13 protein-coding genes are annotated in these 14764 nt (G+C 48.4%); all 13 read right to left on the bottom strand.

The window, feature by feature from the left end:
* Positions 1–18: 18 nt before the first annotated feature.
* The 13 genes from C2M34_RS14870 to C2M34_RS14935 are packed head-to-tail and all read right to left on the bottom strand — an operon-like array spanning position 19 to position 14710.
* Complete coding sequence (locus C2M34_RS14870) at positions 19–4236, bottom strand: IPT/TIG domain-containing protein (protein ID WP_199878809.1); 4218 nt, start codon at positions 4234–4236, stop codon at positions 19–21.
* Positions 4237–4265: 29 nt separating this feature from the next.
* On the bottom strand, positions 4266–4985 hold the full coding sequence (locus C2M34_RS14880; RefSeq protein ID WP_105259199.1) for a hypothetical protein: 720 nt from the start codon (positions 4983–4985) through the stop codon (positions 4266–4268).
* 25 nt (positions 4986–5010) lie between these two features.
* Positions 5011–5487 carry a tetratricopeptide repeat protein gene (locus C2M34_RS14885; protein WP_105259200.1) on the bottom strand — a complete coding sequence of 159 codons (477 nt, stop codon included), beginning with the start codon at positions 5485–5487 and terminating at the stop codon, positions 5011–5013.
* Between the two features lie 3 nt (positions 5488–5490).
* A complete protein-coding gene (locus C2M34_RS14890) occupies positions 5491–5829 on the bottom strand; it encodes a DUF192 domain-containing protein (RefSeq protein ID WP_105199900.1) in 339 nt (112 codons plus the stop codon).
* 2 nt (positions 5830–5831) lie between these two features.
* Complete coding sequence (locus C2M34_RS14895; protein WP_105199899.1) at positions 5832–6695, bottom strand: type II secretion system F family protein; 864 nt, start codon at positions 6693–6695, stop codon at positions 5832–5834.
* Positions 6696–6704: 9 nt separating this feature from the next.
* Positions 6705–7556 carry a type II secretion system F family protein gene (locus tag C2M34_RS14900; RefSeq protein ID WP_105259201.1) on the bottom strand — a complete coding sequence of 284 codons (852 nt, stop codon included), beginning with the start codon at positions 7554–7556 and terminating at the stop codon, positions 6705–6707.
* Positions 7549–9285, bottom strand: coding sequence for an ATPase, T2SS/T4P/T4SS family (locus C2M34_RS14905; protein WP_105259202.1), 1737 nt, complete (start codon positions 9283–9285; stop codon positions 7549–7551). The genes C2M34_RS14900 and C2M34_RS14905 overlap by 8 nt, the downstream gene beginning before the upstream one ends.
* 8 nt (positions 9286–9293) lie before the next feature.
* Complete coding sequence (locus tag C2M34_RS14910) at positions 9294–10589, bottom strand: type II and III secretion system protein family protein (protein ID WP_105199896.1); 1296 nt, start codon at positions 10587–10589, stop codon at positions 9294–9296.
* A 25-nt stretch (positions 10590–10614) separates the two neighbouring features.
* Entirely contained in the window at positions 10615–11517 is a 903-nt protein-coding gene (gene cpaB, locus C2M34_RS14915) for a Flp pilus assembly protein CpaB (protein ID WP_105259203.1), read from the bottom strand.
* Positions 11518–11538: 21 nt separating this feature from the next.
* Positions 11539–11775: a DUF4244 domain-containing protein gene (locus C2M34_RS14920; protein ID WP_105259204.1), complete on the bottom strand. Its 237-nt coding sequence runs from the start codon at positions 11773–11775 to the stop codon at positions 11539–11541.
* A complete protein-coding gene (locus C2M34_RS14925; protein ID WP_105199893.1) occupies positions 11762–12433 on the bottom strand; it encodes a hypothetical protein in 672 nt (223 codons plus the stop codon). The genes C2M34_RS14920 and C2M34_RS14925 overlap by 14 nt, the downstream gene beginning before the upstream one ends.
* Complete coding sequence (locus tag C2M34_RS14930; RefSeq protein ID WP_158681461.1) at positions 12426–13331, bottom strand: hypothetical protein; 906 nt, start codon at positions 13329–13331, stop codon at positions 12426–12428. Before C2M34_RS14930 ends, C2M34_RS14925 begins: the two co-directional genes overlap by 8 nt.
* Complete coding sequence (locus tag C2M34_RS14935) at positions 13331–14710, bottom strand: Tad domain-containing protein (RefSeq protein ID WP_105259206.1); 1380 nt, start codon at positions 14708–14710, stop codon at positions 13331–13333. The genes C2M34_RS14930 and C2M34_RS14935 overlap by 1 nt, the downstream gene beginning before the upstream one ends.
* Positions 14711–14764: the final 54 nt, after the last annotated feature.

The raw sequence follows: 14764 nt of genomic DNA on the forward strand, positions 1-14764 counted from the left end.
GCCATCTAGTGTTGGTAGTTATTGACCCGCACACTCACTGGGTGCAGAACTACTTTCTTCCTGTAAAATAGACAGGGGATCAATAACATAGCTACGCTGACTTGGCACTGAATTGGCGCCACTTGGGCCGACTGTGATGGTAAATGTCTTGACCACTTCGGGGCAAAGATCCCGACCCGATTGCGCATCACCGCTGACATTTACAACATCCCCGGCAAACTCAATATAATAGGTGCCTATACCATCATCGGCACGAATACCGGTTAACTCCACTGTGTGCTCACCCTCATCCAAGGCAATGGCCAAAGGGCCCACCTTTCGTTTTGGCGTACCATTTTCATAAATAACCTTGCCATTTACGGCCAGTTTATAAACGTCGTCATTAAAGTTACCGTTATCACCAAAGGTGATATTCACCTGTCCCGGGCCAAAGAATGGCAGCTGATTACTCACCTCGCCGCCGACCTCCACTGTGACATACCCGGCACCCGGCGAGTCCGGTACGGTAACCGTAAGGGATTCCGTGGTCGCTGCGGTGACACTCGCTCGCTTAACTTCACCGGAACCACTGACAAAGCGCACGATATTGCCCACTAGCTGTTCACTAAAACCAATCCCGCTGATGGTGATCTGCTCACCCGCTTTTGCGCGATTCGGAGTAAGGGCAGAAATCATTAGTTCGGTTCCTACCAGTATTTGATAGGGTAACTTAGCCTTATCATCACGGTGCTCTACATAAACATCCAACGGCCCCTTAGCAGCGTCTATCTGGCTAATGTTCGAAAGCATAAATTCCAGCTCAGTACCTTGCTTGTTAACGCCTAGGAAGGTGACATCGAGCTCCGCCTTGGTTTGCGAATCAATCACTATGACTTTAGGTTTATCATCACTGAAGACGCCTTTTTGAATGGCCATGCCACTGCCAACCAGAGTAAAGGTTTTGGTTTGGCCATTTTGCTGGATACTTCTTGGGGTGATATCGGCCAGTTGTAATCCCCAGGAAACCACATAATCCAGTTTGCTCGGTACAGTGGCTAGATCTTTAATGGTTTTACCCATATCCACCATGGCCGTCGCCAATTGACTTGCTTCATAGGCCGTCTCTACGGCACCAAAGCCTGGAATTAACTTTTTCGCCAGTTTTTGACCCAGGGCTTGGATAAAGTCAGCCTGATCATAAGCGAAGACCTTTAATAATGCGGTTGTTGCAGGACCGAGTTTGATATTTGGGAAGTTACTAAGATCCGTCATTATGGGTTTAATTTCTTTGTTATAGATTTCAAGCCCTATCGCCTGACTTAGGTCGACCCACTCTTGTTCGGTGACCTTTTCTTTACTCGCCAGTTTCTCCACTTCGGCAGTAAGCGCTGGCATATACTCATACACGGCCTTAATAACGGCGCGAGCTTGTTCCGGCTTTTTAAGCGCTCCCTTATCTATATTAAGGCCTGCGGCATCAAATAAGATTGAATAAAATCGAATAATGATATTATCGATAATGGTGCGAATGGTGAGCATGCGTCTTGCTTTTTGCGCAATTTGATTATGGCTTTCTGTCCCCGTTAGATTAAATGGCGTCGGACCAAAAATACCGTCCACACCTGGCGTTAGGATCTGATAGGCACAATCTTTGTAGACACATGTATCTATCAATTTATCGTTAGACCAAAACTCAAACACCAGGAAGGTGCCAGAGGTAGGAGATGCCATGGCGGTATGATACGGCGTATCTATGTGTTCCGCTAAGGGCGAGTTGATGGCCTCAGCCGGGATTTCGCCCGTTGCCGGATCTACTTCATAAACTCGGTAACTTAGATACAACTGACTGCGGTTTTCTAAACGAACGCAACCATCATAGCCAAGTACCTCGTACCATTTGGGATCGACACCTTCACCACATTTATTGGCAAGCTCCACAGAGTTGTCTAAAAACCTAGTGGCTTCCATACTCATATCGAACAGATCCCAGGTACCATTGGTTTCAGGATAAGACACAATACTGGGCTCTATGTCGGTATCTACCTGTGCCGTCGACGCTGAGTTTAACTGGACACCCCGCATTGCGTGCGCCATTGAATATTTAGCAGGACTAAATTGAAGGCTCTCAAGGCCCCCCTGATTATGGCTATTATCGAGATACGCCTTAAAATGCTCGCTGTATTTACTCAATAACTCAGCGCTGCCTTGACGTGCATTTAAGAATGAGAAGAACCCCTTATCGGCTTCAAGTGCATCCGTGACTTCTTGTAAGTAATTGGCAAACTCTGGGCTTTGGACAATAAGAGCCGCGGCCTCTTCAAGGCTCATGCCTTTACTTTCAATGAAAAAAATCAGGTGTGAAGCCATGTTCGCAATAGCGGTAGAATGATAGCTAAATTCAACCTGCTGTTCGCCCGCTCCAATTATGGAGCTAAGATACATTTCTGGCTGGCCATAACTGTTCAACACGAACGAGTAGAGAACCTCGGCGCTGTTGCCTAGCTTTTTAAACCGCACTGTGTTTCCTGAAACTTCAGTCGCATGGCTAGGCACTATGCCACCAATAGAGTGAATGGGGCTTGCTCCGGCAACAGCGACACTATAGGCAATATTTTGCTCCAGGAAGTAGCTCATTTCATTACTGCTACCTTCGGCGTTGGACACCCAATACCGCCCTGCGGCTATACCCTCAGGAACTTCTACCACTATCTCACTGCCATTATTTACCGAGGGCATCACGGGTGTGCCTTGGAAAACGACGGCGGTATCGTCTAGGTCAAAATTATCTCCCTTGAGGGTGATGGTGTCACCGACTTGGAAGCTCGATGGGCCGCTATGGATTAAGGGTCTTTCTGGTGCCACTATCTCGATAGGCAGCTCGTCTGAGATTTTTTCACCAAAAGCCAGCTTAATCGACCCTGTGCCAACCAGATTTGGTAATGCCAATGACAGACGCGTTTCATTGTCGACTACCTCTGTTATCGCAGGGAGACTGTTAAACACCTGACCATTAATGGTGTAAACAACAACCAGGTTTTGCTCTGGTGGTAGATTACGTACCGCTAGCTCGGCGGGGTCTGCGGCGCGCACAAAGGAACGAACGGTAAACGCGGCATTATGCAGGTTGTATAGCCACTCAATAGAGAAATCATCAGGGCTGCTTGGAACAACGCGTTGTGCCTGCTTTAGGCGATTCATATCGTTGATATCAAAGATACCATCGCCATCATCATCTAAGTCCAGGTGATCGATAATATTGTCATTATCAAAATCGTTTGGAGCCAGAGGGTCGCCACTTTCTATCTTGTCATCTATGGTATTGCCATCGGCGTCGCGGTCGAGATAATTGGCAAAGCCATCACCATTTAGGTCTTCAATCCCTTCGATTTTATCTGAAAAAGAATCGCCATCCGAGTCCGTATCTTGCCAGTTAGCCAAGCCGTCTTCGTCAAAATCAATGTGCTCCGTGGTGTAGAGTAAGGTGAACTCCAGACCGTCCAAAATACCGTCTTCATCTTGGTCGTTTTTTATCAAGTCACTGGCAAAGGCACGCTCTTTAGCATCATCAAAGGCATCTACATCTTGATCATGAAAAACCACGACCTCATAGGTGAGATCCGTTCCACCGGCATAGTTATTATCCATCACACTCAGTTGATAGCGACCAGGCTCAAACAGTTGGAAATTAACAATATGTTTGCCACCCTTGGTAAATTCATTGAGCACAAAACTGTCTATTACCTGCCCTTCGGAGTTCGACATATAGACCTGAGGACTAAAGCGCTCAGCCGGACTCTCAAATACCGCCGTTATCAGGGTGACCTCATCAACATCAAAGCCGAACAGATCCCCTTTATCCGTGCGCGAAGAGATGGTGCCCTTTACCCTAAAACCCTGCTCAAGTTCTACTGGCGTCGCCACCGAGGGGTTATCGTTTGGCTCTTCTTCCTCATACACGGGATACGTACTTTTGCCTGGTTCAAAAGGATAATCATCATCGGCATCTAACACACCATCCTTATCCTCGTCTTGATTTTCCCAGGTGCCCACCGGTGGTTCCTTGTCTCCTGTGCCATCACCCGAGCCATCGCCTGAGCCATCACCGGAACCATCGCCGGAACCGTCACCCGAGCCGTCGCCCGAGCCGGAATCTGGTTGTTCAGTAGGAGTCGATTCATCGAGTGATTCATTACACCCAGCGAGCGTCAAGCTCATGGTTCCTGCCAAGAGAATGGCGAGAAGTTGTTTTGCGTTCATTATCCTTACCCTTTTAAAATTGAATTCCATTACATTCGAAACGGCGATTGCATTCGAATTAACGCATAGGACTTAAGAGTTATGTAGTAATCTGTTTGGCCGCTTTGCGCATTTCCTGCGGCGGCTCCCAGGGCATTGCACTTTAATTGTTCTTTTCCTGGAATATAATTTACGTAATTATCCGATAGCGGATTGGGGTCGACATTTTTCAATGTCAGGATTTCGCCGATAACCCAATTGGCAATAGGCACCTCCAAGCGCTTACACCAATTAACCTCTATCTGTAATAAATTCGCGTCCTGAATATTGATTTTCACATCATCGAACACCCTCACTGCTGCACTACTGCGATACATCAGGTTGTCGTTAGGTATTTCATAGAGTTTACCAACCCCTTTATATTCGCGCTGTTGCTTGAATTTATTAAAAACAGCGGGCGTGGGGTTTAAAATAATAATGTCCGAGCCAACTTCCGTGTATGCCTTCGCCTTTGCATAGGCTGTGGCTACATCGGCGGCACTAGGAGCATCGGTGTCGGCTTCCATAAACAAAGGCATCATGCCTTGTGCCAATGCGTCTTTCATTGCATCGGTACTGCCATGGTTCAGAGCACCGGCACGAACGGCTTCAAACACAGCACCATTTAGGGTCACTTTTTCTTTGTAGATGAAAAGCCACTGCACCAACAGCATGATGAGCACCAGAATAAAAGGCGCTAAAAAAGGCAGAGATATTGAAAACTCCGCCATGGCCTGCCCTTGAACGGCTCTGATACTAGGTATCCGTGTGCGCCTTTGCATTATCTGCCTTCCCTGTCTGCAATTTCATTAGTTGTATAAAAAGCTCGTCCATTTGTGCTTTGATCATACTGTCACCTGTTACATGCTCTTGCGCTTGTATAATCACATTGGTGGATTGGCGCATGCGTGTAACAGCCAAATTGAACCAGGCTTTTTCATGTTCATTATCAATTTGGATACAGCGCTGATAAGCACTCACAGCGGCATTTAGGCGATTAGTTCGGGCATAGATATTACCGAGACGAAACCATGCCGGAGCATAACCTTCTTTCACAGTAAGTAATTGTCTGTACATGCCCTCTGCCATATCTAGATGACCGGCGACATAGGCTGTTTCCGCTTGATTTTCTAGCTGCACTAGGTTTAGCTTCTCGGCGTCACCCTTGCTTTGAGAACTTGCACAACCAGTCAGCAGCAAACAGGCGCATAGTAAAACTAAATAGAACCTCATTATTTACCCCGATATCTCAATGATATTTCCTTCCTTAAAACCCCAGTAATCCACCTGCCCTGACAATAACTCAATCAGGTTATAAGCCTCGGAACAGGCACTAAATTTCCAGGGTTTTAAATCTCTTTTTATTGCTACGATTCGTTTTTCTTTATCTAAATACAAAACATCTATGCTGTAGTTCATCCACATGGTGTGAATAGAGCTGCACGGAGTAATGAGTAAGGCCTGGTTTGGCTTGATGACCCTGCCCAGTAAACCTCTAAAGCGCAGCCACCAGCTATTGGCAATAAACAGCTCTAACTCACCTTTTCCTTCTATGGGTATGAATACTGATTTCATGGCTATAACTCGTAGATAAACTTCATCACAATTGGGAAAAACAAGATGATAAAGGTCACGGGGAATATAAAGGCCACTAACGGGAAGATAAGCTTGATAGGCGCTTCCAATGCTTTTTTCTCCGCACGCTGAAAGCGCTCCACTCGCCTTTGATCGGCCTGAATCCTCAACGCCCCACCCAGGCTGGCGCCGGTGCGCTCGGCTTGCGCTAAGGCACTAACAAGATTATTGATATCCGATGTTTGCACCCGCTCGGCCATGGCTCTGAAGGCATCGATTTTCGTTACCCCGGCGCGCAGATCGCGGATCACCTTTTCAAACTCGACCTTAAGTGGCCCCTCGGGCCCCTTATCAACGGCCTGTGCCAAGCCTCCGGTGAGGTTCAAACCGGCTTCCACCGCCATGGTGATAAAATCCAGATACACGGGCAGTGCCTTCGAGATCTGCATATGCCGCTTCTTTTTAAGATCATTTAGGGTAATAAGCGGAAGAAAAGAGCCAAAAACGGCGGCAATCAACAGGTTTAATGGGTCGATAGGCCCAAGCAGCGCCATCCCCGCATAAGCCAGTAAGGTGAAGAACACGGCGGAAACGACGCGCACACCCACATACTCTTCCGGCGTCAAAATATAGGATACGCCTGACACCTGCAGTTTTTTGGCAACCTTTTCCAGATAATCCACGGGTAAACGCTCACCAATATAATATGCAGCGATACGCACCAAGGGCCAGATGGTGCGAAGCGATGAAGGCAATGGATCCATAAAGTCCCTATTCTCATCGGGAATGGATTTCTTAATCGCATAAACGCTGTAACAGCCCATCATAATGGCAAGGCCAAATAAGGCGATTATCCCTATAAACATGTACTGTCCTTATACATCTATTGTGACGATTTTTTTGATGAACTTGTAACCGATGAACAACATCACCGCGACGACAAAACACACCAACCAGCCTATTGGCTCACTGAACAAGCGCGCCATATGGGTGGGTTCCATGTGATAGAGCACGAAACCAACAAACAAGGGCAAGCCAGTCATCACCACCCCTTGCATTTTCCCTTGTGCCGTCAAGGAGTCGATTTTTCCTTCCATTTCCAGTTTCTTGCGCAGGGTGTCCGCTAAACGCTCCAGGGTTTCAGAAAGGTTACCGCCTATTTCCTTAGAAATTTGCATGCCCGCCACCACCAACTTAAAGTCCTGCTCGGGTATACGCGCCAGCATATTGTTCAAGCCATCGTTAAAGTCGACGCCCAGGCGTTGCTCACGTAAAAACAGCGAAAACTCCTGGCTGATCGGCGCTTCCTGTTCCTTAACCATGGCTTCAATTGAGTTGATCAGGCTTGAACCGGAGCGCATTGAGGCACAGATCATATTCAGCGCATCCGGCAGTTGAGAGATAAACTTTTTACGTCGGCGCCTTTGTAAAAACTTATACAAATACGTCGGCACAAACGACAGCAACACCACCATTAAGAAAGCGACAAAAATCGTGCCCGTGTACGCCCAGATAAGTAGAAACAGCACCACCATGCCCACTATGTTCATGGCGAAAAGCTTCTGCGGCTCAATAAACAAGAACATATCCGACAGATTGTGCCGAGCCGAGTGAGTAAAGGTTTCTCTGTATTTAACCGCAAGGTCACGGGAAATATAGTTGCCGCCATAGACCAGCAGCGCCACCGACACCCCGACCAAGATCATCAGGATCAGTGAACTAGTCATTACCGCTAACCTTGAAAATGCCCAGATCCACATCCAACCCCTGCTCGCGCAATTTTTCGTAAAACTCAGGGATCATGCCGGTGGCGACATACTCGCCCAGTACCTTGCCCGACTCACTGTATCCCGTTTGTTTAAACTTAAAAATTTCGGACAATTGTATGGTATTGGACTCAACGCCGGTGATTTCACAGATTGAAGTGACACGACGTGAACCATCGCTAAAGCGAGATTGCTGCACTATCATGTTGACCGCCGAGCCGATTTGCTCGCGAATCGCCTGTATAGGTAAGTCCATCCCCGCCATCATCACCATGACTTCCAAACGGGAAATACAATCGCGCGGCGTATTGGCGTGCGCGGTTGTTAGTGAGCCATCATGACCTGTGTTCATGGCTTGGAGCATATCTAGGGCTTCACCACCGCGACACTCACCGACGACGATGCGGTCAGGGCGCATCCGCAAACAGTTTTTAACCAGGTCACGAATTTCAATGGCACCTTTACCCTCCTGGTTTGGCGGTCTGGCTTCAAGGGAGACCAGATTAGGTTGATAGAGCTTAAGCTCGGCGGCGTCCTCCACCGTGATAATGCGCTCATCATCTGGGATAAAATTCGATAACACATTTAGCAAGGTGGTTTTACCCGAACCGGTTCCGCCTGAGATCACCACGTTACGCTTATTGACCACGGCCATTTCTAAAAATCGCACCATTTCCGGCGATAATGAACCAAAGCGCACCAGATCTTCGGCCTCTAGCTTATTGGCCATAAACTTTCGGATGGTGATGCAGGGTCCTTTTAGCGCCAAAGGAGGAATAATGGCGTTCACCCGGGAGCCGTCTTTAAGGCGGGCATCAACCATGGGCTGACCTTCATCGATGCGTCGCCCCAGCGGCGTCACAATCCGCTCTATGGCGCCGAGTACCGCCTGATCATCGGTAAAGGCGATATCCGAAAGATAAAGTTTACCGGCCTTCTCAAAGAAGATTTCATCGTGGGAATTGACCATGATCTCCGACACGTCCGGATCTGCTACCAGACGCTCTAAAGGCCCAAGACCAATGGTCTCGTCGAGCACTTCTTTACTGAGTGATGCTTTGGAAATAGTCGCCGGCAATTCAAACTTGTCGATAATGGCATCAATTAAGCCCTTACTTTGCGTACGCAGCTCATCATCGGACATTTCCGAGACATTAACGCGGCGCAGGTCGATTTGTTTGATCAACTCCTTATGTACCTGCTTTCGCCAGGTATTGCGCAGCTTTATTTCTTCGCGCTTTTGTTCGGTGTCATTGGCTGCCACCGAGGCATTAGCGGCTAGGCTACTGACACTTACGGATGGGTTTGGCGTAACTGAGGTGGGAGCCTCGGCAAGCTCGGGGCGAATTGATGTATTCACACTTTGTTGCGGCTCTTGCTGCGTCTTTTTGGTGCTCTCTGCGGCAATAACACTGAGGTGATAACCGCCAATTTCAATCACATCATCGACATGCAAGGGGCCTGCGGATTCAACGCTTTTGCCATTGACCAGGGTGCCGGTTCGACTCGCCCTGTCCTCCAAATAGATGCCGTCATCGCGCAAATACAATTTTGCATGTTCACGGGACACCTTAAAGCCATGCAACACCACGGGATGGCGCTTATCCTTACCTATAACACAGGTTGTCTCATTGCATTTTATGGTGCCGACTTTAGTGCCTTTGGCCGTGTTTACAATCACTTCAAACATAGCGGCTCCTAGTCAAGAATATAAAAAGCTTCGAGATTATCGGCTTCGGAAATCATTTCCTGAGCGCGTTTGAGGCGATTTTGATGATCTTCCCCTTCGATAGGCACCAGTTTGGGTGTGACTAAAATAACCAACTCGGTTTTATTGTCGGTAAAGTCGCGAGACTTAAATAACTCCCCCAGGATGGGAATGGAGCCAAGGAAGGGAACCTTGTTTACCGCTTTGGCCATCTCGCTTGATACCAAGCCGGAAATAACTATGGTGTCGCCACTGCTAACATTGACAACCGACTCCGTTTCTCGGGTTTTAAAACCCGGAACGCCATTGACCTGTACCGCTTGATCTATGGAGCTGACTTCGGCACTGACAAAAGAAACAATATTGCCCTGCTCATCGGCAACGGGCTCGATTTCTAACTTAATGCCATATTCTTTAAACTCGACATTCGCGGCACCATTGGCAGAAAGCAGCGGAATGGGTACTTCACCACCGGCCAAAAATCGTGCTTTATCACCGCTTCGGGTGCTCAACGTTGGCTGTGCCAGCATGCGAGCGTCACCTTGCTCCGATAACAACTGAATTTGCGACGTTAAACCGGAAACAATGCCAAAATGTGCGAAACTCGTTGATCCAACCAGGGTCTCACCGAGTTGGTCAACGATGGAGTTACTGACCACCGAGGGGGATGAGACAGAAAACAAATCATTGCTGGTCCAGTTACTGATTGCGCCAAACGCCGGGCCTGCGGCACTGCTATCCCAACGTACGCCGAGGTTTTTTAAGTTGCGCTTTCTTAATTCAACAATGTCCACATCCATACGGATCATTTGCTGCATCGACAGCACCTTGGACGAAACCAGCGAGGTCACATTGGGGATGCTCGACGCTATGGTGTTGATCTTTTCAAGCTCGGGCTCGTCCACTTCGCCGTTTAATACAATCAGGGAGCCGACCTGTCGCACCTCAACGCCATCAATCCCTTTAAGCAGCGCACGAACTCGAGTTTCAAGCTCGTCGCTATTGAACTCAGACACCTTAATCTGAATCTTGATAATATTGCCTACGCCATCCCAGGCCTGGAGCTCAGTATTGCCCTCGCCTTCGGCGATAACCAAGACATGCTCATCATCAAGCACCTTGGCGCTGATCACGCCGGGCTTGGCAATGGCCAAACGGTTAACTTTTTCAATTGGCAGTAAATCCATGGTGCCAACTTGCATATCAATGGTCTGAACGGTAGCGAACACCACACCTTGATATAAGCACAATACCAAGACTGCAAGTGTCTTCAGTGACGCCTTCATAAATATTCCCTTATCTGTACTTCAATTATAAGTTCTTGTTCTTAGATGCGTAATCTAGCGCCAAAGGCGACTGTGATGGCTCTTCGACCAAGGTATGTACGCCATTTGCGACAGCGCCTTGACCGCCAATAATGATCTCAACCTGGCGCTGGGACCCCCCGTTATTAAAAAGAACATCGGAATTCACCGACTGATGTTCAACCTCAAGTGCATCGCGGCGGTTTCTCAACAGTGCGACAAAGTCGCCATGCTTTTTGGCCAGGGTCACCCGAGCGGCGTCATAAGCACTCAAGTCTAAGGTGACCGTGCTGTAGTTGGACGGATCGGAGTAAATCTCGTCGACCAGCTCGCGATGCTTATCCAGGGTCACCTTGCCGGTCGCAAGTACGGTCACACGTTCAATCAAGAGATCCAAACGGCTGGCCTCATGGCTAGCCTCATCCTTATTTTCGCGTAGTAAGAACAGGTCAACCTTATCCCCCGCAACCAGCATACCGGCGTTTGAATTGCGCTCATCGATACTGATGGTCACCGCCCGGCGGCCATCGGCTATGATGTCAGAAAATTGCTCCACCCCTTTACCTGGTAAAAACGAGCGTAAAATGGGTTGGCCTTTTGCCACATGGTCAAGCAACATTTGCCCGTCGGCTTCGGCAAAGTCGCGCGGGTGCATAGCGCCTGGCGCCAGATAATCTTGTGGTACTTCACGTACGGCAACGGCGGACTGGTCAATAATGTCGCCCTTATTAAGCTCCCTGGTTGCCACTATCACCGGCACTTTTATTATGTTGTTACGGCTATAACGCTCCTGCATTTCCGTTTCTTTTGCTTTCATATAGTTGCCCACGGACCAGGCAGCCACCCCGCCGAGGAGCAGGGAAATGAGCAGGATCACCCAGTTTTTATCCAGAAACTTAAGCTTCTTCATCGATTACTTCCTTGTTATTTTCTACCGACTTGTTTTTGGCAATGGTGGCAAAGATTTTGCGTAGCTGTAGGCGTTATATGCGCGCTTGAGCCTGTCATTTAGAATAGTCATCACATTTTTGCCCTGATAATCTTTGAGCCAAGTGTTTTCTATCAGCTCCGAACGCGGAACCGGGGTCAATAACGCGCCGGCAAGTGCCGCCGTGACAATGGCGTATTCAACCGTTGACTGCCCCTTAGTTCGTTTAAAGTTGTACATCGACTCGTACCGCCGTAATGATTGAATACTGACGCTCTCTATCAAAAGTAATGTTGATATTCTCCGGACCTTTACGGGCCATAAACACGCCACTTTGTTGGTCTTGGGTGTAGGCCGAGGTCTCTATATCCCAACCGTACTTTTTAAAATAGCTGTCATAGAAATTCAGGTTTTCGGCAATAGACAGGCTATTGCGCATCAACAAGGTGTTAGAAAGCTTAACCCCGTCCTTAGCTTTAACATCTGTCACTACATAGGTGCCCAAGGGCTTGGGGAAATTCTCCAGGGCTCTGTCCAATTTCAGCAGTTCGGAGTCCGGCTCTTGCATCGAGCTGACATAAGTCAGATTGTCCTCGGCATTAAACTCGGGGATTTTAGCTGTGTAGAGCGTATCGTCTATGAGGGCGTTGATGATCCGCCAGCCACTAAGCGTCTGATCGTCGAACTTATCACTGCGCCCTTGCCATAGCTGGGTGTAATAGGCGGCAATGTCAGTGCTCGACAGCTGCGCCGAAAATGTCCAGGCCTTGACCTTTTTACCATTAACCAACATGCCATCGGAGACGGTCGTGACCATCGCCTGCTCCGGAAAGTCTATCTTTGCAAAGGCGCTGGCACTGAAAAGTAACAGCGCCGATATAAGTAGCGATTTATTCATCATTAGCATCCGTGTTATTTCCTGTTCTGTGCGCAGGCAGTTTTTCAACATCCGTGTGGCCGAGTTTCAAGCTACTTGGGCGAATAGGCCGAGCAATAGGAATATTCGACAAGAGTCTTCGTAAATTATTTAACAAGGATATGTTCAACAGGTTCGCTGGCACCAGGGATTGAACCCGTCTTCTGTTGTGTGTTTGGCTGCCGGCATTCCAACCATCGGCGACTATGTAGTTTTTAGACACCATTTCTATTTCAAACTGACCCAGGCGCTTATTATTTTGGGTGTTACTAGCGAGTAGATCGCCATTGACGTTTTCCAGCAACTTATGGCTGTTTACCTTAATCTTGCTGCTGCCCGAATACATGCCGCGGGTTTCCAACGACAGTCCGCCTATTTTCAATACCGACATAGCCGAATTAAGTAACGAGGTGACTTTGCCTGGCACGCGCTCATTATTGAGCGTATTAACCAGGTATTGCTTATTGTTTTGGTCCTTGCCGTCATTATAGTCGGCTAACAGAAACTGGCTGTCATCCTGGCCGGCTTGATTAAAGCGGTAGTGCTGCGCCGCCTTATCTTCGTGCCACTTCTTTGTCTGCGCGCTGGCGTCGGAAAAAATCATCGACTCATGGCCATTAATAATGCGATGGGGTACCTGAGCAACCACGTCGGGGGTGCTCTTAATGGCCAGATTACCGCTGCTGCGCGACCAATTGCCTGGGGCGCGTTCAAACCATACGGTGCGTTCCCAGGCAACATAACGGGCGGCCATATCGTTATAGTGACGGGCCTCAATCAACTTGGAAAAATACGGAACCAGTAACATTAAAGGGGCAACGATAAAAGCCACAAAGATGCCCATTTCTACCAGGGATTGACCGGCTTGCTTGTTCATCACTATTTCTCCTGCGCCGCAAAGGCGAGCGCAGCAACCATGCCCCGCTCACCATTGGTGGTGTCATCCAGGGTAACCTGCCAGTATGGGTTGTATAGGTTACCGTATTCCCATTTAGAGTCGGAGCGCCCCCACAGAGCACGGTCACGAAAATAGTAAATTTTCGCCTTACTGAGCACTAACAATTCACCGTCGGGAGTGGCTGTATGCTCTTCTAAGTTGACGTTGGTCTGCGCCGGTCCGCCAGTGCCAATATTTAGCTGCTCCGAGGTGCGAATATTTTTTCGCTTTTGCGACACAGCGATGGTGAATTTTGGCGCCACGTTTTTATTCTGACTTTGTTTAATGTCATAAAAGGGCTGCAAACCGGAGTAGGCATTATTCATCTCGCTTTCATTGATATAGGCGTAACGCGATGCCTTGCGGTTAATGGCCCGAGAGCGGCCATAATAATGGCGCGCGGTATAATTCGTTGTATCCTGATCATCACCCGCATGAGCTGCGCCCCAACCTACCGGGCGTTCACCACCACGCCACTTACAGCGAAATCGCTTACAGCTGAATCTATGAAAATGAAAGCTGAAGGTATCCATACCACTCCAAGTTTCCGCGTCACGTTCGCCATTGTTAAATAGCTCGGTTCCACCCGCTTGCTTGGCTTTATATTTCACCGGGAACAAATGAGCCGAAAAAGGAAAAGGCCAATTGAACGAACGCTTTTTACTGAAGGGATCGCGAGAATCGACGATCAAATTAAAATGGTCATCGTAACGGCCGGTGTTATCTCGCCTGTCAAAACGCCCCTGGAAACTCACCCAGTCCCTTGCCACATAATTGGCAACGCCAAGCGCAGAGATAGTATCGATATCGGCGTTTTGATTGTTTTCTTTTAATACCTTATTGGTGGTATCGACCGCCGCGACCATGGTTGCGGAACTCATCAGCTGTTGCGATCTTGAAAGCAGGCGATTGACGCCATCGGTAAACATCACCGCATATTCAAGCACCGGCTGCATATACTGATTGATTTGGGTCACGGCCGATTCTATCGCCGAAGCGATGGCTGCCGCCGGGGGGATAAAATACATAATACGGGATATATTGCGCGTCGTTTCTTCGGTCATATTGCCCCAAGACGCTAAGCCCACGTATTGGGCCACGGACACATGATTGGCCACCATGGCGCGATTGGTGTAGGCCTTGTAGTTCAAATCACGAGCCAATAACTGAGCCCCGCTTAATGCTGCGGCATCGGAGAAGTTTTGGAGCCGGGTTTTATGCAAGTTCTGCTGTGAGACATTAAATAAGTACAGCAAAGATAAGACGATTATCGATAAAAATATAAGTCCCAACACCAGGGACTGACCCTTTTCCTTGTGCATTATCGAATTCCTTTAAAGAAAGAAATAGGGAGCCAGGCCCCCTATTTCTTTTAA

It is taken from the genome of Pseudoalteromonas sp. T1lg88, from assembly GCF_002964765.1.
Lineage (GTDB): Bacteria > Pseudomonadota > Gammaproteobacteria > Enterobacterales > Alteromonadaceae > Pseudoalteromonas.

What these genes read in the sequence shown, in the direction of transcription:
- C2M34_RS14870 (WP_199878809.1), bottom strand. Translation starts at nt 4,236, where the DNA reads ATGAACGCAAAACAACTTCTCGCCATTCTCTTGGCAGGAACCATGAGC.
- C2M34_RS14880 (WP_105259199.1), bottom strand. Translation starts at nt 4,985, where the DNA reads ATGGCGGAGTTTTCAATATCTCTGCCTTTTTTAGCGCCTTTTATTCTG.
- C2M34_RS14885 (WP_105259200.1), bottom strand. Translation starts at nt 5,487, where the DNA reads ATGAGGTTCTATTTAGTTTTACTATGCGCCTGTTTGCTGCTGACTGGT.
- C2M34_RS14890 (WP_105199900.1), bottom strand. Translation starts at nt 5,829, where the DNA reads ATGAAATCAGTATTCATACCCATAGAAGGAAAAGGTGAGTTAGAGCTG.
- C2M34_RS14895 (WP_105199899.1), bottom strand. Translation starts at nt 6,695, where the DNA reads ATGTTTATAGGGATAATCGCCTTATTTGGCCTTGCCATTATGATGGGC.
- C2M34_RS14900 (WP_105259201.1), bottom strand. Translation starts at nt 7,556, where the DNA reads ATGACTAGTTCACTGATCCTGATGATCTTGGTCGGGGTGTCGGTGGCG.
- C2M34_RS14905 (WP_105259202.1), bottom strand. Translation starts at nt 9,285, where the DNA reads ATGTTTGAAGTGATTGTAAACACGGCCAAAGGCACTAAAGTCGGCACC.
- C2M34_RS14910 (WP_105199896.1), bottom strand. Translation starts at nt 10,589, where the DNA reads ATGAAGGCGTCACTGAAGACACTTGCAGTCTTGGTATTGTGCTTATAT.
- cpaB (WP_105259203.1), bottom strand. Translation starts at nt 11,517, where the DNA reads ATGAAGAAGCTTAAGTTTCTGGATAAAAACTGGGTGATCCTGCTCATT.
- C2M34_RS14920 (WP_105259204.1), bottom strand. Translation starts at nt 11,775, where the DNA reads ATGTACAACTTTAAACGAACTAAGGGGCAGTCAACGGTTGAATACGCC.
- C2M34_RS14925 (WP_105199893.1), bottom strand. Translation starts at nt 12,433, where the DNA reads ATGAATAAATCGCTACTTATATCGGCGCTGTTACTTTTCAGTGCCAGC.
- C2M34_RS14935 (WP_105259206.1), bottom strand. Translation starts at nt 14,710, where the DNA reads ATGCACAAGGAAAAGGGTCAGTCCCTGGTGTTGGGACTTATATTTTTA.